Annotated in this window: 19 protein-coding genes and 2 pseudogenes; 5 read left to right on the top strand and 16 right to left on the bottom strand. The window is 57.8% G+C overall.

Annotation, left to right across the window (positions count from 1 at the left end; translation table 11 throughout):
* Nucleotides 1–102 precede the first annotated feature (102 nt).
* The gene (locus C8029_RS10875; RefSeq protein WP_009570837.1) at nucleotides 103–318 is read right to left on the bottom strand and encodes a twin-arginine translocase TatA/TatE family subunit; all 216 of its coding nucleotides are present in this window, start codon (nucleotides 316–318) and stop codon (nucleotides 103–105) included.
* Between C8029_RS10875 and C8029_RS10870 the strand changes: the two genes are divergently transcribed.
* Nucleotides 311–589, top strand: a complete 279-nt coding sequence (locus C8029_RS10870) for a hypothetical protein (protein ID WP_152002897.1) — start codon at nucleotides 311–313, stop codon at nucleotides 587–589. The two genes, C8029_RS10875 and C8029_RS10870, sit on opposite strands and share 8 nt — an antisense overlap.
* A 273-nt stretch (nucleotides 590–862) precedes the next feature.
* Entirely contained in the window at nucleotides 863–1573 is a 711-nt protein-coding gene (locus tag C8029_RS10865; protein ID WP_009570839.1) for a helix-turn-helix transcriptional regulator, read from the top strand.
* Between the two features lie 7 nt (nucleotides 1574–1580).
* On the opposite strand, the pseudogene C8029_RS10860 reads toward C8029_RS10865, so the two are convergent.
* The 3 genes and pseudogenes from C8029_RS10860 to C8029_RS10850 form a co-directional block, all read right to left on the bottom strand.
* Nucleotides 1581–2658, bottom strand: a pseudogene (locus C8029_RS10860) (ABC transporter ATP-binding protein).
* A gap of 80 nt (nucleotides 2659–2738) precedes the next feature.
* Nucleotides 2739–3794: a methyltransferase domain-containing protein gene (locus C8029_RS10855; protein WP_009570841.1), complete on the bottom strand. Its 1056-nt coding sequence runs from the start codon at nucleotides 3792–3794 to the stop codon at nucleotides 2739–2741.
* Nucleotides 3795–3914: 120 nt separating this feature from the next.
* Nucleotides 3915–4693 (bottom strand): annotated as a pseudogene (locus tag C8029_RS10850) (SDR family oxidoreductase).
* A gap of 468 nt (nucleotides 4694–5161) precedes the next feature.
* Between C8029_RS10850 and C8029_RS10845 the strand changes: the two are divergent.
* Nucleotides 5162–6160 (top strand): Hint domain-containing protein, encoded by a 999-nt coding sequence (locus tag C8029_RS10845; protein WP_040401926.1) that lies wholly within the window; start codon nucleotides 5162–5164, stop codon nucleotides 6158–6160.
* Nucleotides 6161–6453: 293 nt separating this feature from the next.
* The gene (locus C8029_RS10840; RefSeq protein WP_152002896.1) at nucleotides 6454–8061 is read left to right on the top strand and encodes a peptide chain release factor 3; all 1608 of its coding nucleotides are present in this window, start codon (nucleotides 6454–6456) and stop codon (nucleotides 8059–8061) included.
* A gap of 99 nt (nucleotides 8062–8160) precedes the next feature.
* On the opposite strand, the gene C8029_RS10835 is transcribed toward C8029_RS10840, so the two are convergent.
* The gene (locus C8029_RS10835; protein ID WP_009570845.1) at nucleotides 8161–8580 is read right to left on the bottom strand and encodes an OsmC family protein; all 420 of its coding nucleotides are present in this window, start codon (nucleotides 8578–8580) and stop codon (nucleotides 8161–8163) included.
* Nucleotides 8581–8791: 211 nt separating this feature from the next.
* Between C8029_RS10835 and C8029_RS10830 the strand changes: the two genes are divergently transcribed.
* Nucleotides 8792–10354 (top strand): DEAD/DEAH box helicase, encoded by a 1563-nt coding sequence (locus C8029_RS10830; protein WP_152002895.1) that lies wholly within the window; start codon nucleotides 8792–8794, stop codon nucleotides 10352–10354.
* Nucleotides 10355–10471: 117 nt separating this feature from the next.
* Here the strand turns inward: C8029_RS10830 and C8029_RS10825 are convergent, their stop codons facing one another.
* The 11 genes from C8029_RS10825 to nuoH all read right to left on the bottom strand — a co-directional run bounded on the left by C8029_RS10825 (nucleotide 10472) and on the right by nuoH (nucleotide 21717).
* The gene (locus tag C8029_RS10825) at nucleotides 10472–12136 is read right to left on the bottom strand and encodes a ribonuclease J (RefSeq protein ID WP_009570847.1); all 1665 of its coding nucleotides are present in this window, start codon (nucleotides 12134–12136) and stop codon (nucleotides 10472–10474) included.
* On the bottom strand, nucleotides 12133–12912 hold the full coding sequence (locus C8029_RS10820; RefSeq protein ID WP_009570848.1) for a type III pantothenate kinase: 780 nt from the start codon (nucleotides 12910–12912) through the stop codon (nucleotides 12133–12135). The genes C8029_RS10825 and C8029_RS10820 overlap by 4 nt, the downstream gene beginning before the upstream one ends.
* Entirely contained in the window at nucleotides 12913–13689 is a 777-nt protein-coding gene (locus C8029_RS10815) for a biotin--[acetyl-CoA-carboxylase] ligase (RefSeq protein ID WP_152002894.1), read from the bottom strand. It lies immediately after the preceding gene.
* Nucleotides 13649–15085, bottom strand: coding sequence for an NADH-quinone oxidoreductase subunit NuoN (gene nuoN / locus C8029_RS10810; protein WP_009570850.1), 1437 nt, complete (start codon nucleotides 15083–15085; stop codon nucleotides 13649–13651). Before nuoN ends, C8029_RS10815 begins: the two co-directional genes overlap by 41 nt.
* A gap of 12 nt (nucleotides 15086–15097) precedes the next feature.
* Nucleotides 15098–16636, bottom strand: coding sequence for an NADH-quinone oxidoreductase subunit M (locus C8029_RS10805; RefSeq protein WP_152002893.1), 1539 nt, complete (start codon nucleotides 16634–16636; stop codon nucleotides 15098–15100).
* Nucleotides 16636–18735 carry an NADH-quinone oxidoreductase subunit L gene (nuoL, locus tag C8029_RS10800; RefSeq protein ID WP_152002892.1) on the bottom strand — a complete coding sequence of 700 codons (2100 nt, stop codon included), beginning with the start codon at nucleotides 18733–18735 and terminating at the stop codon, nucleotides 16636–16638. The genes C8029_RS10805 and nuoL overlap by 1 nt, the downstream gene beginning before the upstream one ends.
* A gap of 5 nt (nucleotides 18736–18740) precedes the next feature.
* Entirely contained in the window at nucleotides 18741–19046 is a 306-nt protein-coding gene (gene nuoK, locus C8029_RS10795; protein WP_009570853.1) for an NADH-quinone oxidoreductase subunit NuoK, read from the bottom strand.
* A 97-nt stretch (nucleotides 19047–19143) separates the two neighbouring features.
* Nucleotides 19144–19758 (bottom strand): NADH-quinone oxidoreductase subunit J, encoded by a 615-nt coding sequence (locus tag C8029_RS10790; protein ID WP_152002891.1) that lies wholly within the window; start codon nucleotides 19756–19758, stop codon nucleotides 19144–19146.
* A complete protein-coding gene (locus tag C8029_RS10785) occupies nucleotides 19755–20132 on the bottom strand; it encodes a carboxymuconolactone decarboxylase family protein (protein ID WP_152002890.1) in 378 nt (125 codons plus the stop codon). The genes C8029_RS10790 and C8029_RS10785 overlap by 4 nt, the downstream gene beginning before the upstream one ends.
* Before the next feature lie 38 nt (nucleotides 20133–20170).
* Nucleotides 20171–20677 (bottom strand): NADH-quinone oxidoreductase subunit NuoI, encoded by a 507-nt coding sequence (nuoI, locus tag C8029_RS10780; protein ID WP_009570856.1) that lies wholly within the window; start codon nucleotides 20675–20677, stop codon nucleotides 20171–20173.
* Nucleotides 20678–20679: 2 nt separating this feature from the next.
* Nucleotides 20680–21717: an NADH-quinone oxidoreductase subunit NuoH gene (nuoH, locus tag C8029_RS10775; protein WP_009570857.1), complete on the bottom strand. Its 1038-nt coding sequence runs from the start codon at nucleotides 21715–21717 to the stop codon at nucleotides 20680–20682.
* Nucleotides 21718–21721: the final 4 nt, after the last annotated feature.

Genomic DNA, 21721 nt, shown 5'->3' with positions numbered 1-21721 from the left:
GCACACGCCTTTTTCACAAAAACCCAAAAGAAGCGGATCGACCCGCCCCAAACGAGGCTCAGATCCGGCGAAGGCGAGACTGGTCCCGCCAAAAGACAGGGTTTAGACCTTGTCTTTTTCTTCTTCGGGGGTGACGTCTTTTGCGACCTGTGCGGCTTCGTCTTCGATCTCTTTGGTGCCCTCAGAAACGCCTTTTTTGAACGACGTGATGCCTTTGCCGACTTCGCCCATGAGGCCGGAAATCTTACCGCGGCCAAACAGGACCAAAACGACGACAGCGATGAGCAGGAGGCCGGGAAGGCCGATATTGTTGAGCATGTGGTTCTCCATCGGTGCGGGCGATGCGCCCGGTGATCAAATCTCGCGAGAAATAGGATTAGGCGGCTCTGAGACCAAGGAAAAGGCCAAAACGACGGATTCCGCCCCGATGCACAACATTGGCGCGATGGGCAGGGGTAGAAAAACACTACTGACAGGTTTATGTCAGTTGAAACAGCCCATGGTGACGGTGTTGAAACTCGAATCGGAGACATTATGTCTGATATTCAAATCATTGAAACTGTTACCTTCCGCACCATCGCCGGGGTGAGCGAGAGCGACCTCACTGCGGTGGCCAAGGGGCTAGACGCTACCTGGATCGGTGCGAGGGCTTTCGCGCCCGCACTCTTTACAAGGACGCAAGCGGGCTTTGGCATGAGCACTATGTCTGGGCCAATGACGCCGCGGCCAAGGCGGCGGATGCCGGGTTTATGGCCGCCCCTGAGGCACAGGCGTTCATGGCGCTGGTGGACCGCGACACGGTGAGCATGGGCCACGCCCCCATCACCCTCGCCCGCACCACATCGGCCGAGGCGGCATAACCATGGCAGGCGGTCGCAAGCAAACCGGTATCCGGCGCAGCGACCGCCTGTTCGATCTCATTCAAATTCTACGCGACGGCAAGCTGCACAAAGGCCATGAACTGGCCGCAAAACTTGAGGTCTCGGAACGCACGATCTGGCGCGACATGGCCACGCTGCGGGCCTCGGGCGTGCCCGTCGAGGGCGAGCGCGGCGTCGGCTATATGGTCACCTCCCCAATCACCTTGCCGCCGATGAACCTGAGCATGGGGGAATTGGAGGCGCTGCATTTGGCGGTGGCGATTTTGAGCGAGGCGACCGACCCGGAACTGGCGCAAAACGCCCAAAGCCTTGCCGCCAAGATCGACGCCGTGCTGCCCGAAAACTCCGGCCCGCCCAGTGCCGGGTGGGGCTTTGCGGTGTTCCCCTTTGCCGATGCCGCCGCCGGATTTCGCCATATGCCCGGATTGCGTGAAGCGGTGCGGGAGAAAAAGCGGCTGCGGATCACCTATAAGGCACTTGATGATCAGACCAGTACCCGCGTCATCCGCCCGCTTCAGCTAGAATATTGGGGGCGTGTTTGGACCCTCTCGGCATGGTGTGAGACGCGGCAGGATTTTCGGGTGTTTCGGGTGGATCGGATTGAGCGGGTGATCGACACCGGCGCGCGGTTTGTCGATGAACCGGGGAAAACACTTGCGGAGTTTGTCGCCCTGCAAAAGGCCAAATGTTAGCCAAACATTAGGAAGCGACTGGAAAGACGAAACACCGATCCCGGCGCATCATCAGCCACATCGGTGTGCCCGTTTTGGGCAAAAACACCGAGGGCACCGTGGCTTTCAACATCGAGCCGTCAAAATCCATCCGAAATTCCACAAGGCTCTCACGCCCCATGAACCGCGCGCGTTCGACAATGGCACGCGCGGGCGCGCCGTCTTGCGGCGTGGGATTGGGCCCGCGCCCGTCGCGATCAAAGTCGATGCGCAAATGTTGTGGCCGAATGACAATCTCAACCTCCGTGCCATCCGGGCGCGGCGGGCAAAGGAATTCGCCAAAGGCGGTGGTCACGGCCATATTGCGAACCGTGCCGCGGATCACATTGATATCGCTGAAAAACGCGGCGGCCTGACGGTCCACCGGAGCGTTGTAAATATTATAGGGCGCCCCCTGTTGGACGATCTTGCCGTCTCGCATCAGGCAATCTCATCGGCCATCCGCATCGCCTCATGCGGCTCGTGGGTGACCAGAAGCACCGCGGTGTTTTCGGCCTTGAGCACATCCAGAGTGCTGTCGCGAATGTCATCTTTGAGGCGCTCATCAAGCCCGGAAAACGGCTCATCCATCAGCATGATTGAGGGGCGCGGGGCCAAAGCCCGCGCGAGCGCGATGCGTTGCTGTTCGCCCCCCGACAATTCATGCGGGTATTTGTCGATCGCACGCAAAAGATCGACCTTTTCAAGCAACTCGCGCACCCGCGCTCTTTTGTTCGATTTGTCGCCTTTTATCCCAAAGGCCACGTTGTCTTCGACCGATAAATGCGGGAAAAGTGCAAAGTCTTGAAACATCAAACCGATCGAACGCCGCTCCGGCGGCACCCGAAATTGGGTGTCACAGACCAGATTCCCATCGACATAAATTTCGCCCGTATCCTGCATATCACGCCCGCGATGATCCGCAGCGTCGTCGATTTGCCGCAGCCAGACGGCCCCAACAGACAGGTCACCTGCCCCGGCATGACGGTGAGCGACACGTCAGATACCACCTCGCGCCCCTCAAAGGCGCGGGTGATGTTGCGGATTTCTAACCGGGGGGTGGTCACGGGATCAGTCACAGGATCGGTTGCGCATATATGGTTTGTCTGACGAAAACTCTAAGGCTCCCTATCAGTCCAAACCCGCCTTAGCAACAGGAGGACGCGGGTGCGTCCGCGGTGCTTGCGATCAAACTGTCAAATGGGCTGGTGCCACCACAGCCCGCGAACAGGCCAAAATGGGTTGAAAAATCGCCGATAAAGTCGAAATGCGGCGCAAAGCGCGTGTCTTTGAGCATTTTGAACGTGTTGCCACAGACCGGAAACACCCGCCCCGTATCCATCACATGCCCCGCATCCAGAGCAAAGGCATGTGGCGCGCCGGGCACGGTGCCTTTGTAGATCACCGCCTGACCATAGTCTTCGCACTCCGGTTCAAGATCAAGTTTGAACAGGCGATAGGTGGCGGACATGAAGGAAATCGGCGCTACTTTCGCCTCCAGTTCCGCATTTTCCACAGTCAAAGCGCGATGGGTGACGCGGCGCGGATCGGCAAAGCCAGCTGCCCGCGCCATATGTTCGAAATCAGTCCAATAGAGCGCGCCGGAGAGGCATTCGCCATACAGCACCGGATCGGCCCGCAGCGCCTCAGGCACGCGGCGGTCGGCATAGACATCAGAAAAATACATCTCTCCGCCCGGCTTCAACAACCGATAGGCCTCACGCAACACGGCGGGTTTATCCATTGCAAGGTTCAACACGCAATTGGAGACGATGATGTCAAAAGACCCCGCGTCCAGCGGCACATCATCGAGTTTTTCGATGTAGCCCTCATAAAACGCCACATTTGAGGCGGCATAGCCAAAAGCCTTGGCGTGATAGTCCTGATGGGCACGGGCCACGGCCAATTGTTCTTCGGTCATATCGACACCGGCGACAAACCCGGCCTCGCCCACCATCTGCGCCAGCGCATAGACATCGCGCCCGGCACCACAGCCAAGATCCAAAACCCGTGTGCCTTCAAGCACATCCGGAGCAATCAGACCACAACCATAATAGCGCGTGAGCACATCGTCATGAATGTTGGACAGCGCCTTTTTGAGCGCATCGGGCATGTCCCCCGCCGTGCAACAGGCGTTGGTTTTCAAATCCGAACTGCCCTGAAGTACCTTACCGTAATAGTCCTGAACATCTGCGTGGCTCATGCTGGCCTCTCCCATTGTCGCGGGCTTAGATTTCGCGACTCATGGAACAAGCGCAAGTGAAAACACCACATATGCCAAAGCCGTGATACCCGCCGCCCAAAGTGCGGGCGGCGGAGCGGGTCACATCGTGGTCGTCGTTGCCCCGCCATCCAAGAGGATGTTTTGCCCGACCATAAAGCCCGCGAATTGCGAACACATGAAGGCGCAGGTGGCACCAAACTCCTCAGCCGTGCCGTAACGCCCGGCGGGAATGGCCGCTACTTTTGCAGCGCGAATCTCTGCCGCGGGTTTGCCCGAAGCCTCCGAGGCCGCCTTGTCCAAGGACACCGTGCGTCGGTGGCATGAAGCCCCGGCAACAGGTTGTTCATGATCACACCCTTGGCCGCCACCTGCCGTGAGGTCCCGGCAACATACCCCGTCAGCCCGGTGCGCGCAGCGTTCGAGAGGCCTAAAACGGCAATCGGCGCCTTGACGGAGACGGAGGTGATATTCACCACCCGGCCCCAGCCCCGGTCCATCATCCCCGGCACCAGCGCTTTGATCAACGCAATCGGCGTCAACATATTGGCATCCAACGCCTTTATGAAATCTTCGCGGTCCCAATCGGTCCACATACCCGGCGGCGGGCCACCCGCATTGGTGACCAAAATATCGACCTCTCCCGCAGCTTTGAGCAGGGCGGCGCGGCCATCGTCCGAGGTCACATCGGCGGCAACGGTGGTGACCGAAACGCCGAAATCCTGGCGAATCCCGGCGGCGGCACGCTCCAACGCCTCGCTCCCGCGCGCATTCATCACCAAATCCACCCCCGCCTCGGCCAAGGCACGGGCACAGCCCAGACCAAGCCCTTTGGAGGAGGCACAGACCAAAGCCCGCTTTCCACTGATCCCAAGATCCATCCTTATCTTCCCTTCGTGATCGTCGCGTTGATGTCGTCGCATATCGCCTTGTTTTAGGGCTCCCCCCGGCGGATGTCACCTTTCATCGCTCTTTTTGGGCCGCTGACCTCGGAGAGGCAGAGCCAAGTATCCGTTATATGAAGCCGATGATGTGGCACTCACGCGTTCACCAAAATGGCACGATTTCCACCCAATCCCCCCGACATTGAACCAGTCCTGACAAAATCCTGCCACTGTTTCCAAATAGCTTGAATGCGTTGTGATGAATGTTGGTGTCACGAGTGTGCGGAGTAGAACAGTGTACAAACAAGACGTTTCCAGACATACTTCTTGCCGGGGGATGGAACAGAACGGATTCGATATGGGCTTGCTCCGCAGGTTCAGAGGGAGCTTTTGTTTCCGCGAAGTGAACGAATGTGGCCGGGGGTGATGATGAACACGCAGATGAGAGGCAAAACACAAAACCACATGGCGCCGACTGGCCCCGTGCAGACACTTCCAGTGTACCGCGCCGTCGATTTTTGTGTCCGAAATGGCATCAATCTTGGCGAACCTATTGGACATGCTGATGAAATCGAACTGGCCGATGCCTATTGCCTGAAAAAAACCGCCAAGCGTGACCGCCTGTCCATTGCGGTGGATGAAACGGGTTTGAGCATTGCGGCAAACTCCCAATTGGGTCAGACCGGAGCCGAACTTCATCTCGATTGCATGGCGACGTTTATGGCCGGTTCAGGCGCGACAGTTGAGGCGCTGATTCTGATTGAAACCGATGCGACAGGCCTGATCGAAGACACCTATCTCTTGCCCTTTGCCCCGATTGATCCCGACATCGAATATGTGCTGGTCAAGATCGACCGGGACGGCGCGCGGGCGCGTCTGGCAGAAGTCGCCTGTGTCGCCTTTACCCAGGGCACAAGGATCACCTTGGCCAATGGGCTACAAAAACCAATCGAAGAGTTGGCCGTGGGCGACCGTGTTTTGACCCGCGACCATGGACCGCGGGAAATCCGTTGGATCGGTCAACAAACCGTCCGCGCCACCGGCGCCTTTGCCCCCATTGTGATCAAACAGGGCGCTTTGAACAACGAACATGATCTGATTGTATCGCCAAACCACCGGATTTTCATCTATCAACGCCGCGACCATGCCCGCGCAGGACGTGCCGAAGTTCTTGTAAAGGCAAAACTTTTGGTCAATGGCGTCAATGTCGTTCAGACCGAAGGCGGGTTTGTCGATTATTTCCAATTGCTGTTTGACAGCCATGAAATCATCTACGCCGAAGGTATCGCCGCCGAGAGCATGTTTGTCGATGGGCAGGTGCGATCCGCCCTCCCCGCAGACATTCAGGCCCGGATCAGAACCACCCACGCCTTCGCTGAGTCGCCACGCGCGTTTGAATTGCATGATGGCATGTTGGAGCCCTCCGTTGCGGCGGAACTGCTGCGCTCGGCCTCGGCGAATTGAGTATTTAAAGCGTCACACCTTTGACCTGAGACAGGGCAAAGGCGTGACGCTGCCAGACATCTCGATGGTGTGGGCGTTCCGCCATAAGCCCGTGAAACAGGTTTATGGCGGAACGTTCTAAGCTGCAATGAAGACAAGAGGCGCTCCCGTTTGGGGGCGTTTTTTGTTAGGCCATAACGCGGCGTCCCCCAAAACCGTCTGGCTGGACGTAGCATCGGTTCGTCAAGATTTGCGAGACATCAGCGTGCATAACCCCATTGCCGCCTCGTCCCCGCCCCGCTATATCCGCCCTCATGTCAAACGCCACACATACCGCCCTTGTCCTGCCTGACGAAATTGCGCGTCGGCGCACCTTTGCCATTATTTCTCACCCGGACGCCGGTAAAACGACGTTGACGGAGAAGTTCCTGTTGTACGGGGGCGCGATCCAGATGGCGGGTCAGGTGCGGGCCAAAGGCGAAGCGCGGCGGACGCGCTCGGACTTTATGCAGATGGAAAAGGACCGCGGGATTTCCGTGTCGGCCTCGGCCATGTCCTTTGATTTTGACGGCTATCGCTTCAATCTTGTCGACACGCCTGGCCACTCGGATTTTTCCGAAGACACCTATCGCACGCTGACGGCGGTGGATGCGGCCGTGATGGTGATTGATGGGGCGAAGGGCGTTGAAAGCCAAACACGCAAGCTGTTTGAAGTGTGTCGCATGCGCGACCTTCCGATCCTGACCTTTTGTAACAAGATGGACCGCGAGAGCCGGGATACTTTTGATATTATTGATGAAATTCAAGAGAATCTGGCGATTGACGTGACCCCGGCAAGCTGGCCCATTGGCGTGGGCCGCGACTTTGTCGGCTGTTATGATGTGATCAATGATCGTCTTGAATTGATGGACCGGGCGGACCGTAACAAGGTCGCAGGCAGCATCAAGATCAACGGCTTTGAGGATCCAAAGCTGGCCGAACATGTGCCTGCGCATCTGTTGGATCAGCTCAAGGAAGAATTGGAAATGGCGCGCGCATTGTTGCCCGCGTTTGACCGTCAGGCGTTCTTGGACGGCACCATGACGCCGATTTGGTTCGGCTCTGCGATCAACTCCTTTGGCGTCCAGGAATTGATGGCCGGGATCGCCAAATTTGGCCCCGAACCACAGGTGCAAAAGGCCACACCGCGCCCAATCAGCCCGGATGAGACCAAGGTCATGGGCTATGTGTTCAAGGTGCAGGCCAATATGGACCCGAAACACCGCGACCGCGTGGCCTTTGTCCGCTTGGCGTCGGGGCATTTCAAACGCGGCATGAAATTGACCCATGTGCGCACGAAAAAGCCAATGGCGATCTCCAACCCGGTGCTGTTTTTGGCCTCTGATCGCGAATTGGCCGAAGAAGCCTGGGCCGGAGACATCATGGGCATCCCGAACCACGGCCAACTGCGCATCGGCGACACCTTGACCGAGGGAGAAGACATCCGCGTCACCGGCATCCCAAGCTTTGCGCCTGAGCTGTTGCAAACGGTGCGCGCCGGCGACCCGATGAAGGCCAAGCATTTGGAAAAAGCCTTGATGCAATTTGCCGAAGAAGGGGCCGCGAAAGTGTTCAAACCCGCAATTGGGTCGGGCTTTATCGTCGGCGTGGTCGGCGCGTTGCAGTTTGAAGTGCTGGCCAGCCGGATTGAATTGGAATACGGGTTGCCGGTGCGGTTTGATGCGTCGCAATTCACCTCGGCGCGCTGGGTCACGGGGCCCAAGGCCGAGATGGACAAGTTCATCAACACCAACAAACAGCATATTTCCTATGACCACGATGGCGACCCGGTGTTCTTGACCCGCTTGCAATGGGACATCGACCGGATCCAACGCGATTACCCGACGCTGACCCTGTCAGCGACCAAGGAAATGATGGTCTGACATCGTTTAAAATGAGACAAATCGAACCAAAAAGGCTGACCACAGTGATACGGTCAGCCTTTTCTTTTCATAATCGAACATTCTTCTGCAAAGCCCACTTTAGGCGATCGTCAGATCCATACTGATCTCACAGTCCAAAACCTTGGACACCGGACAGCCGGTTTCAGCCGCCTTTGCCGCCTCTTCGATCAGCGCCTTGTCACCCTCCGCCCGGATTGAAACCGTCAAATGCGCTTTCACAATCTTCGGCCCACCCTCCATCGACAGGTGAATGGTGGATTTGGTATCGATCTGATCGGCGGTGATGCCGCGTTCCGCCAATTGACCCGACAGCGCCATCGAGAAACAGCCCGCGTGGGCCGCGCCAATCAACTCTTCGGGGTTGGTGCCTGCGCCGTCTTCAAAGCGGGTGTTGAACCCATAGCGCGCGTCCGCGAGTACGCCGCTTTGCGTCGACACACGCCCTTTGCCTTCCTTCAGGTCACCACTCCATGTCGCAGATCCATGCTTTTTAATCATCGTGCATCTCCTCTTTGGTTTCCTCTGACACCACTGTGCCAGACGTACAAAGTGATTCACAGTTGCAATCAGTGCGCAAATCGCAGCATTCCTTGACCTTTTCGTGATTGAAGCGTATGAGGCGTCCCACAGACGTATCGGCAATATGGCCGAACGGGCCGCGCGGGATTTGCGGCCGAAAAAACAGCCGCAATATCGCGAAAGGCACGACTTGACCAAATTTTCCGACTTAAACCTTGCTCCCAAAGTTCTCAAAGCCATTGAGGACGCTGGCTACGAAACGCCGACCCCGATTCAGGCTGGCGCAATTCCCCCCGCCCTTGAGGGCCGGGATGTCTTGGGCATCGCCCAGACCGGGACAGGCAAAACCGCCTCATTCGTTTTGCCAATGATCACGCTCTTGAGCCGTGGACGGGCCCGTGCCCGGATGCCACGCTCGCTCGTGCTCTGTCCGACCCGCGAATTGGCCGCACAGGTGGCGGAAAACTTTGACACCTACACCAAATACATGAAGCTGACCAAAGCTCTGTTGATCGGTGGCGTGTCGTTCAAGGAACAGGACATCCTGATCGACAAGGGCGTGGATGTTTTGATCGCCACTCCGGGTCGGTTACTCGATCATTTCGAACGCGGCAAATTGATCCTCTCTGACGTCAAAGTCATGGTGGTGGACGAGGCCGACCGGATGCTCGACATGGGGTTCATCCCCGACATCGAACGCATCTTTGGCCTGACGCCGTTCACCCGCCAAACCTTGTTTTTCTCGGCCACAATGGCGCCGGAAATCGAGCGGATCACCAACACCTTTCTGTCAGCCCCGGCCCGCATCGAAGTGGCCCGCCAAGCCACCTCTGGCGAGAACATCGAACAGCATGTGGTGATGTTCAAAGGCTCGCGTCGCGACCGCGCAGCCTCGGAGAAACGTCAGCTTTTGCGTACGCTGATCGACCTGGAGGGCGAGAAACTCGACAATGCCATCGTGTTTTGTAACCGCAAGACCGATGTCGATATCGTCTCGCAATCCCTGAAAAAATACGGCTATGACGCGGCTCCGATCCATGGCGATCTGGAGCAAAGTCAACGCAACGCCACTCTTGAGGGCTTTCGCGGTGGCAAATTGAAAATCCTCGTGGCCTCCGATGTGGCCGCGCGTGGATTGGATGTGCCCTCCGTGACCCATGTGTTCAACTTTGACGTGCCAAGCCACGCCGAGGACTATGTTCACCGGATCGGCCGCACCGGGCGTGCCGGCCGCGATGGCAAAACCATCATGCTCTGTGAGCCGCGCGACGAAAAGAATTTCGCCGATGTGGAACGTCTGATTGGCAAAGAAATCCCGCGTTTGGACAATCCTCTGGGCAGCGTGGCCGAGGCGGAGACCACGACGCCGGACCAAGCCCCGGCAGAGGCCAAATCTGAGGACAAACCGAAACGGACCCGCTCGCGCAGCAGCAGAAGCCGCAAATCTGACAAGACGGAGACTGCGGTCGAGACGACAGAGGTGCAGGCCCCTGAGAGCCAGACGCAAGAGGCCCGCGAGGCCACTGTGGAGGCAAAGACGGAATCGCGCACCAGAGAACGCGCTCCGCGTGAACAGCGCGAGTCGTCGCGCACGTCACAGGCCGCCTCCGATAGCAAATCCTCAGAGAACCGCGACCGCAGCAGCAGTTCGCGCAGCCGCGGTCGGCGCGACGATGATAAAAAGGTTGTGGGTCTGGGCGATCACCTACCCTCTTTCATTGCACTAAGCTTTGACGAACGCAGCGCCAGCTAAAGCCAAAGCACCCTTTGCAAAAATTCAAAAACCCGCGCTTTGGCGCGGGTTTTGTTTTGTGCATTTGCAGATTCGGCCAAAACCCTCCCCGCAGCCAAAACAGCTACGGGGGCAAATTTAATTGGACAGGCGGGAGATCACGATTTGGACCTCCGGCTTTTTGCCAGTCTCTTCATGCGTCGATTTACGGATGATGCGGCGCATCTCTTCTTCGAGTTTGCCGTCGTCCGAAAGGGTCTTGGGCTTGGCGCGCATCAGGAATTGGTTCACATCCTCTTCCAACACATCCACCAACGGCGCGCGTGACAGGCCGACTTCAGGCAGGCCACGCACTTCGCACCAGCAATCGCCCAAAGGCTCGTTGTCCTCAATGATCACCGTGGCAACAATCAACCCGTTCATCGCCATGCGAATCCGGTCGCGCACAATGCCATCCATCGCGCCGATTTGGATCGACCCATCGAGATACGTCCGCCCGGTTTCAACATATTCAACCACGCGTGGGGCATTGCCCGCCAGATCAAGACACACACCATTCGGCGCAACCACAGCCTGAAACCCGTTGGATTCCGCAAGTTTCGCATGTTCGCGCAGGTGGCGGTGTTCGCCGTGCATCGGGATGACGACCTGCGGTTTAACGACCTCATGCAGCGTCGCAAGATCGGGACGGTTGGCGTGACCTGAGACGTGGAACAAGCCGTCCTGGTCGGAAATCACGTTCACATCCATTTCGGAAAACGCGTTGACGATCCGACCGACAGAAACTTCGTTGCCGGGGATGGTTTTCGAGGAGAAAATCATCGTGTCCCCGGCTGCGAATTTCAGGCCAAGGTATTTGCCACGCGACAATTGTGCGGTGGCCGCGCGATGTTCGCCCTGCGACCCGGTGGTCAGCAACATCAGGTTTTCACGCGGAATATCGGTGGCGTTCTCGGGTGATACCGTGGCGGGGAAATCGGAAATGATCCCGGTTTCAATCGCGGCGGTGATCATCCGGCGCATCGCGCGGCCCAAAAGCACCACGGATCGTCCCGCCTGCGCCCCGGCCACGGCCAAGGTTTTGACCCGGGCAATGTTGGAGGCAAATGTGGTGGCGGCAACCATGCCGTCAAGTCCGGCGATCAGCTCGGTGAGCGGGCCGATGACTTCGGATTCGGAGCGCCCCGGATTGGGCGAAAACACATTGGTGGAATCGCACACCATGGCTTTGACGCCGTCTTTGGACACCTCTTCCCACAGCGCGCGATCAAAGGCCTCGCCCACCACCGGGGTCTCGTCGAGTTTGAAATCGCCAGTGTGGATGACCCGTCCGGCAGGCGTGTCGATGACCAAGGCCGAGCTTTCAGGGATCGAATGCGAGATCGGCAGGAAGCCGACGGTAAAGGCCCCAACGGTCGTCGTGTCCGGCCATTTCGAAACCGTTTTGATTTGCAGCTCATCATGACCGTGCTCTTCGAATTTCAACCGCGCGAGGTGGGCGGTGAAGGCGCGGGCATAGATCGGCGCGCCGAGACGGGGCCAAAGATGGCCGACCGCGCCAACGTGGTCTTCATGCGCATGGGTGATGAAAATCGCGTCGATCCGGTCCTTGCGCTCCACCAGCCAAGCGATGTCGGCAAAGATGAGATCAACACCGGGGGTGCCATCCATCGAGGGGAACGTCACGCCGAGATCGACGACGATATAGCGTTCGCTGCCCGCCGGGCCATAGCCGTACACATAACAGTTCATGCCGATTTCGCCGGCGCCGCCTAACGGGAGGTAAAGAAGTCTATCGCTCATATGTTGCCCTGATCCTTATTATATTGGTGAATGACCACGAGGCCGCGAATGGTCAGGAATTCGTCAAATGCGTCAAAGAGTTTGTGGCCCTGATTGAACAAAGGCGCAAGGCCTCCGGTGGCGATGACTTGCATCGGGCGGGCATATTCGTCCTTGATCCGGTTGCAGGTCTCGCGCACGAGGCCGACGTAGCCCCAGAACACCCCCGATTGCATACAGGCGACGGTGTTGGTGCCGATCACCTTTTCCGGCATGGTCACGTCCACATGCGGGAGAGCTGCGGCTTTGAGGTGCAGAGATTCAAGCGAGGTGTTGACCCCGGGAGAGATCACGCCGCCAACATAAGCGCCATCTTCGGCCACGACATCGAATGTGGTGGCCGTGCCGAAATCAACCACAATCAGATCGCCGCCAAAGCGGTCAAACGCGGCGGCGGAATTGACCAGACGGTCGGGGCCGACCGTTGTGCCCTCGTCCACACGCGGCGCATGGGGCAAAAGACATTCGGGTTTGCCGACCACAAGGGGACGACAATCGAAGTAACGATTGGCCAGAACCCGCAGGTTAAACACCACCCGCGGTACGGTGGAGGATATGATCACCTCGGTGATGTCGGCCTCGATTTTTTGAAAATTCATCAAAGTCGCAAGCCAGACATAATATTGATCCGCCGTGCGTTGATGTTCGGTCGAGGTGCGCCATGTGGCGATGAAATCGGTCCCGTCCCAGATGGAAAAGACGGTGTTGGTGTTGCCGGTGTCGATACAGAGAAGCATTTAAAAATAAACCTCAGCGGCGGGGATGGTGAGTTTGCCATTGGATGTGGCGAGCACAAGATTGCCAAAGGCATCGACGGTTTCAAACGTGCCATGGTGCTCTTCGCGCATGGTACGCGCCCGGATCGGTTGGCCCAAACGCGCGGCCCGCGCGAGCCAGGCGGTGCGGATCGGCGCGAAGCCATAGGTGACAAATTGCGCCTCCCAATGGGCGTAAGCCGGGGCAAGCAGGTCCAGGAAGTCTTCGGGCACAACCAGCGCCCCGGTTTCATCGGCCAAGGAGACCGGGGCCACCGCGCCCTCCTCAAGCTGCGCCGGAACGGGGGCTGCGACAAGATTGACGCCAATGCCAATGGCCAAATGCGCAGGCCCACGTTCCAAAAGGATGCCCGCGACCTTGCCGCCATTGAGCAAAACATCATTGGGCCATTTCAGTGAAAACGGATCGGTGCGCCCGGTGGCGGCGACGAAAGCGTCATAAAGCGCCAGCGAGGCCACGAAGGAGCGCAAAGCCACCAGTTCCGGCCGCTCTGTAGGGAACATCAACAAGGTGGCGGCAAAATTGCCCTCGGGCATGGACCAGGCCCGGCCGCGCCGACCGTGGGCGGCGGTTTGCGACAGGGCCAAAATCCATTGCGAAAATGCGGAAGAGGCCGCGACACGCGCGGCCTCCGACATGGTGCTGTCCACCGAGGGCAGGACGGTGCGCCCTACCCCTTCGGGCCATCTGTGCAGATTACTTGACAAGGGCTTCGGCCGCGAGCGCCGCCATACCATCGACGCCAAACATATTGACGATCCCGACCAGCATGATCAGCGCAGAGAGGGTCAAAAGCGCAAAGGTCACTGGCGAGGATACTTTGTCCAAAGGATCGGTTTCAGCGCCGAAGTACATGTAATAGACGATGCGCAGGTAGTAGAACGCGCCGATCACCGACGCAATCACACCGAAGATGGCGAGATAGACGAGACCCGCCCCCCAAGCGGCCTGAAGCACGGCCAGTTTCCCGAAGAACCCAAGCATCGGCGGTACGCCCGCGAGCGAGAACAACAGCACCAGCAAAGCCAGCGCCTTGGCAGGGGAATTGCGCCAGTACAGGTTCAGAGAGGCGATGTCCGTGACCGGCTGACCATCGCGTTCCATTGTCATGATAAAGGCAAAGGTGCCGATGTTCATCGTGACATAGATCGCCATGTAGATCAGCGCCGATTGCACACCCTCGGCATTGCCCGCCGCCAAGCCCATAAGCGCAAAGCCCATGTGGGAGATCGAGGAATAGGCCATCAGGCGTTTGATGTTGGTCTGACCGATCCCGGCAATCGCGCCCAAGAACATCGAGGCCACGGCGATGACCGCAAGCACCTGTTGCCAATCGCCGGTGATACCACCAAAGGCGTCATGCAACACGCGGGCGAAAAGACCCATCGCGGCCAATTTCGGCGCGGTGGCGAAGAAGGCGGTGGTCGGTGTCGGAGCACCCTCGTAGACGTCCGGGGTCCACATGTGAAACGGCACGGCGGAAACTTTGAACGCCAGACCGGTCATGATGAAGACGAGACCAAAGAGCACCCCGAGTGGCGCGTCAACCGAGACGACCGAGAGGATACCGGCGAAAGACGTGGTGCCGGCAAAGCCGTAGACCAAGGACGACCCGTAGAGCAAAAGCCCCGACGAGAGCGAGCCCAACACGAAATATTTCAGGCCCGCTTCGGTCGATTTCACGCTGTCACGGCGGAAGGACGCGATGACATACAAGGACAGAGACATCAACTCGAGGCCCAGGTAGAGCGCCATCAAATCGCCTGCAGAGACCATCACCATCATGCCGATTGTCGAGAACAGCACAAGGATCGGGTATTCGAATTTGGCGAAACCGCGTTTGTCGAGGAAGTCATAAGACATCACCAAAACGGCAGCCCCGGCCAAGAGGATGCCAACCTTGCCAAAGCGCGAGAAGGCGTCGTCGATGAACATGCCGTGAAAAGCGTCCACCGATCCGCCGCCCCCCAAACCGATGAGCAAAGCGACGATGACAAAGACCGCGGCCGTCACCCAAGTGATCGCGCCCGCGAGTTTGTCCTTGCCGGTGTAGACCGCGAAGAGGAGCGCGAGCATGCCGTAAATGGCAAGCAAGGTTTCTGGGAGGACGATGGAGAAATCGTTGGAGGTCATGGTCCTGATCCCTTAGTGGCTTGCCGCTTCGACGACCAGATCGGCCGGCAGAGCTGCGTGATAATTGTCGATGAGGGCGGTGACCGACGGGCTGATGACATCCAGCACCAGCGCGGGGTAGACGCCCAGGAGAAGGGTCATGGCGATCAGCGGCGCAAAAATCCATTTTTCACGCGCGCTCAGATCGGTGATCGCCTTGAGGCTTTCTTTGATCAGATCGCCCAAGACCACGCGGCGGTAGAGCCAGAGCGCGTAGGCGGCGGAGAAGATCACGCCCGAGGTCGCAACCAAAGCGATCCAGGTGTTGGCTTGGAACATGCCGACGAGGGTCAGAAATTCACCAATGAAGCCCGAGGTGCCCGGCAGGCCGACGTTGGCCATGGTGAAGAACATGAACACCAGCGCATAGGCGGGCATCCGGTTCACCAGACCGCCAAAGGCGTCAATCTCGCGGGTGTGCATCCGGTCATAGATCACGCCAACGCAAAGGAAGAGCGCGCCGGAAACAAAGCCGTGCGAGATCATTTGAAAGATCGCACCGTCGAGGCCTTGTTGGTTCATCGAAAAGATACCGGCGGTGACATAGCCCATATGCGCGACCGAGGAATAAGCGATGAGCTTTTTCATATCCTCTTGCACCAAGGCCACCAGCGAGGCGTAGACGATCGCGATCACCGAGAGGACCATGACGAAATCGGCCAGGTTGGCGGAGGCCACCGGGAACATCGGGATCGAGAAACGCAGGAAGCCGTAGCCGCCCATTTTCAACAGGATCGCGGCCAGGACCACGGAGCCCGCTGTCGGGGCCTGAACGTGCGCATCGGGCAACCAGGTGTGCACCGGCCACATCGGCATTTTCACCGCAAACGAGGCGAAGAAGGCCAAGAAGGCAAGGGTTTGGAAACCGCCAACGATGTTAAAGCCCAGCACCTTGATCGTCTCGGAGGAGAAATCATGGGCCAGCAATTGCACGATGTCGGTGGTGCCTGCGTCAATATACATCGCAACCATCGCCACCAGCATGAGCACCGAGCCCAAGAAGGTGTAGAGGAAGAATTTGAACGCCGCGTAGATGCGGTTTTTGCCGCCCCAGATGCCGATGATCAGGAACATCGGGATCAGGCCGCCTTCGAAGAACAGGTAGAACAGCATCAGGTCGAGCGCACAGAACACGCCGAGCATGAGCGTTTCCAACAACAGAAACGCGATCATGTATTCTTTGACGCGCAGCTTGACGTCCCACGCGGACCAGATCGCCAAAGGCATCAAAGCGGTCGTGAGCATGACGAACAGAACCGAAATCCCGTCCACGCCCATTTTGTACTTCATCCCCATGATCCAGCTGTGTTCTTCGACCATCTGGAACCCAGTGTCCGAGGCATCAAAGCCAAAGAGCACGAACAGAGAGATCACAAAGGTGACCACGGTCGCCAAAAGCGCCACGCGTTTTGCGTTGAGTTGAGCCACCGCATCCTCGCCGCGCAGGATAAGCGCGAGCACGAGGGCGGCCATTGTCGGAAGGAAGGTGACGATAGAAAGCACGTTATCCATCAGTGTGCCCCCCCGCCGATCGACATCCAGGTAATCAAGATCACAATCCCCAAGACCATGCTAAATGCATAGGTAAAGATAAAGCCCGACTGCGCCCGGCCAGCAAGGCGGGTGAAGAAGGGCACGATGCCCATGGCGACGCCGTTGATCGCACCATCAATGGTGTCCTCGTCGCCGCGTTTCCAAAAGAACCGCCCCAGTGCCAAAAGCGGACGTACGATGAGCGCGTCATAGATCTCGTCGAAATACCATTTGTTCAGCAAGAACCGGTAGGCGACGGGTTGGCTGTCGGCCAGACGTTTCGGCAGGCTCGGGCTTTTGATGTAGAAAATCCAAGCTGTGATGAAGCCGATGAGCATCGCGATGAAGGGCGAGACCTTGACCCAGGTCGGCGCGTGGTGCGCGTCATCAAGCACGGTGTTTTCAGGCCCAACAAAGATCGCGCCTTGCGGAGCCATCGCCATGTCGCCGTGACCTGCTTCAGCAGCAACCATCGGTTCCCCGTGGGTCGTGGTCGCCGCGTCCCCATGTGCCGGAGCGGCTTCGCCCTCGGCCATGACCTCTTCATGCTGCATGGGAAGACCGAAGAATTCGGTGAATGTCTCATGATCGCCAAAGAAGCTGTTGTACCAGATCATCCCGCCGAACACCGCACCCAACGCCAAGACGCCAAGCGGCACCAGCATGACAAGCGGGCTTTCATGCGCATGATCATGAGCATGATGATCGCCGCGGGCTTTGCCGTAGAAGGTCATGAAAATCAGGCGCCACGAGTAGAAGGAGGTGAACAAGGCCGCGATGACCAGCATCCAGAAGGCATAGCCGACACCGGAGGCATAGGCGCTTTCGATGATGGCGTCTTTCGACAGGAAGCCCGCGAAACCGAAATGCGTCAACGGAATGCCGACACCGGTGATCGCCAGCGTACCGATGATCATCATCCAGAAGGTGAACGGGATTTTCTTACGCAGCGCGCCATAGTTGCGCATGTCTTGTTCGTGGTGCATCGCGTGGATCACGGAACCCGCAGACAAGAACAACATGGCTTTAAAGAACGCATGCGTCAAAAGGTGGAACATCGCCGGGCCGTAGGCGCCGACACCTGCGGCCACGAACATGTAGCCGAGCTGCGAACAGGTCGAATAGGCGATGACGCGTTTGATGTCGTTTTGCACAAGGCCGACGGTGGCCGCGAAGAACGCCGTGGTGGCCCCGATGTAGATGATGAACATCTGCGCTTGCGGTGCGTATTCAAAGATCGGCGACATGCGGCAGACCAGGAACACACCGGCGGTGACCATGGTTGCGGCGTGGATCAGCGCCGACACAGGCGTCGGGCCTTCCATCGCGTCCGGCAACCAGGTGTGCAAGAACAACTGCGCCGATTTCCCCATCGCACCGACGAACAACAAGAAGCCGATCAGGTTGGCGGCGTTCCAGTCGGTCCACAGGAAATGCAACCGCGTCTGGGCCAACATCGGCCCCGCAGCAAAGACATCATCCAAGCGAATGCTGTCGGTGAGGAAGAACAGACCAAAGATGCCGAGAGAGAAGCCAAAGTCACCCACGCGGTTGACGATAAAGGCTTTCATCGAGGCGGCGCCGGCAGAAGGCTTTTTGAAATAGAAGCCAATCAACAGGTAAGAGGCGAGACCCACGCCTTCCCAGCCAAAGAACATTTGGGCCAGGTTGTCGGCGGTGACCAGCATCAACATGGCGAAGGTGAAGAGCGAGAGATAGGCAAAGAAGCGCGCGCGGTACGGTTCGCTGTCTTTGAAATTCTCGTCATGGGCCATGTAGCCGAAGGAGTAGAGATGCACGAGGGCGGAGACCGTGTTGACCACAATCAACATGATCGCGGTGAGGCGATCCATGCGAATGCCCCAATCGACCGACAGCGCCCCGGATTCGATCCAGCGCAGCACAGTGATGTGATGGGTCTCGCCATCTTGGCCGAGGAACACGACCCAAGACAGCAATGCCGCCAGGAACAAAAGACCCGTGGTCAGATATTGCGCGCTCTTTTCGCCAATCACACGCCAGCCAAAGCCCGCGATGATCGCGCCCACAAGAGGCGCAAAAAGGATGATCGTTTCCATGGACTTTACCCTTTCATCACGTTGACGTCTTCGACGTCGATCGTGCCGCGGTTGCGGAAGAAGCTCACAAGAATGGCCAACCCGATCGCCGCTTCAGCGGCGGCCACGGTGAGCACCAGCATCGTGAAAATCTGCCCCGTCAAATCCCCGAGATACGAGGAGAAAGCGACAAGGTTGATATTGACCGACAGCAGGATCATCTCGATGGACATCAAAATGATGATGACGTTCTTTCGGTTCAAAAAGAGCCCGAAAATGCCGATGACAAACAGCGCCGCTGCGACTGTCAGGTAATGTTCAAGTCCGACCATGCCGTCCCTCAGTTCTTTCTCTCACGCCGCGTATCGCGGCCTTTGGTTCGGGGCGCGCATCGCGCAGGCGTGCCCCTCGTAATTTCGTCAGGCAGGCTTAAAGCCCCTGCCCCGGTTTGACGTCCTTGAGTTCCATGGCTTTGCCCGGATCGCGGTACATCTGTTGCAACACGTTTTGGCGTTTGACGTCCGAACGGTGGCGCAGCGTCAATACGATGGCACCGATCATCGAGACCAAAAGCACCAGACCCGCGAGTTGGAACAACATCAGATATTGGTCATACATCAACAGGCCCAAAGCGGCGGTGTTGTGAATCTCTGCCGCGTCCGGGGTGACCGACTGGCGCAGGGCTTGTGCCCCCTCCGAGGTGGTCCAATCGCCAAAGGCAAGCCCCATCTGCAACAGCAACACCACACCGATCAGCAAAGCGAAGGGCAGGTATTTCGCCATCCCGGCTTTCAACTCGGCAAAGTCCACGTCCAACATCATCACCACGAAGAGGAACAGAACCATGACGGCCCCGACATAGACGATGATCAACAACATCGCGACGAATTCCGCGCCCAACAGCACGAAAAGCCCGGAGGCGGACAAGAACGTCAGGATCAGCCAAAGCACGGAATGCACCGGGTTTTTAGAAACCACAGTGAAAAGCCCGGCCACCAACATCACGATGGCGAAGGTGTAAAAAGCGAAATCTACGACAGTCATTCACTGCCCTCCTGCGTCTCGGAGAAGACGGCCTGCGCCAACTCCAGTGCCTTTGACATTGCGGGCACACCGCCCAACATCGACATTTGATAGATCACTTCCGCGATCTCCTTTTGCGTGGCCCCCGCTTGTATCGCGTGGCGCACGGTCATTTTAAACGGCACCTCGGCCTGAGCCCCCAAAACCGTTTGCCCGGCAAGCACGACGAGCAGGCGGGTTTTGGCATCCAAACCGTCCTTGTTGAACGCATTTCCCCAAAACATTTCCAATTGTTCCTTCGACATGGTCGGGAACAGCTTGTCGAACGCCGGCATCTGGAAATTTTCCAAAGCCGGGTTGAAAGAGGCAGCCATCTTTTGGCTTTGTTCGATCATTCTGCGAAAAGTTTGGTGAAATCATTCATGGGAATCCCTTACCGATACGGTGCATCGAGTTCGAGGTTACGGGCGATTTCCGCTTCCCACACCGCGCCGTTTTCAAGCAGTTTTTCCTTGTCGTAAAACAGCTCTTCGCGGGTCTCGGTGGCGAACTCGAAATTCGGACCTTCGACGATGGCATCGACCGGACAAGCCTCTTGGCAAAAGCCACAGTAGATGCATTTGGTCATGTCGATGTCATAGCGCGTGGTGCGGCGCGAGCCGTCTTCGCGCGGTTCGGCATCAATGGTGATCGCCTGCGCCGGGCAAATTGCTTCGCACAGTTTGCAGGCAATGCAACGCTCTTCGCCGTTCGGATAGCGACGCAGCGCGTGCTCGCCGCGGAAACGCGGAGACAGAGGTCCCTTTTCATGCGGGTAGTTGATCGTCGCCTTGGGCGCAAAGAAATACCGCAACCCGATTTTGAAACCGGCAATGATGTCGGTCATCAGGAAGTATTTCACAGCGCGGCTGTAATCGAAGGGAGTGTCGGTTTGAGCCATGATCAGCCTCCAATCGCCCAGCGGGCATAGAACCCACCGAAGACTTCGAATTTTGCAAGGAATGCCACCAGAACGACCCAGAACAGCGACAGCGGCAGGAAGACTTTCCAACCAATGCGCATCAACTGGTCGTAGCGGTAGCGCGGCACGATGGCTTTGACCATCGAGAAGATAAAGAAGAAGAACAACATCTTGCCGACGAGCCAGAGGATACCGTCCGGCAGGAATTCAACCGGGGAGTTCCAGCCGCCAAAGAACAAGATCGACACGAGCGCGCACATCAGCACCACGGCCATCAATTCGCCCATCATGAACAACAGGAACGGTGTGGAGGAATATTCGACCTGATAACCAGCCACGAGTTCCGATTCCGCTTCGGGCAAATCGAACGGCGGGCGGTTGGTTTCGGCCAGCGCGGAGACGAAGAACAACACCACCATCGGGAAATGCGGCAACCAGTACCAAGAGAAAATCCCGGCCCCGTCTTGCGCCGCGACGATGTCGCCAAAGTTCATCGAGCCGGTGGAAATCACCACACCGATGATGATCAAGCCGATGGAGACCTCATAGGAAATCATCTGTGCCGCAGAGCGCAGCGCCCCCAAGAACGGGTATTTCGAGTTCGACGCCCAACCGCCCATGATCACGCCGTAGACCTCAAGCGAGGAGATGGCGAAGATATAAAGGATCGCGACGTTCAAATCGGCAATCACCCAACCCTCGTTCCATGGGATCGCTACCCAGGCGATACAGGCGGTGACAAAGGTGATCATCGGCGCAAGGTAAAAGACAAATTTGTCCGCCCCCGCAGGCACAACCACCTCTTTCACGATGTATTTGATAAAGTCCGCAAAGGACTGCAACAAACCAAAGACGCCCACGATATTGGGGCCTTTGCGCATCTGGACCGCCGCCCAGATTTTACGGTCGCCATACATCAAAAAGGCGAGCGCAACGAACAAAGGCACCAAGACCAACAGACATTGTCCGAGGACCAGGAGCGCAATGCCCAGATTTGTTGTCGTGAAAAATTCGACCATGTCT

It is taken from the genome of Roseobacter sp. TSBP12, from assembly GCF_009129705.1.
GTDB lineage: Bacteria > Pseudomonadota > Alphaproteobacteria > Rhodobacterales > Rhodobacteraceae > Celeribacter > Celeribacter baekdonensis_A.
Note: the sequence above shows the minus strand (reverse complement) of the source record. Positions and strands in the feature narration are given on the sequence as shown.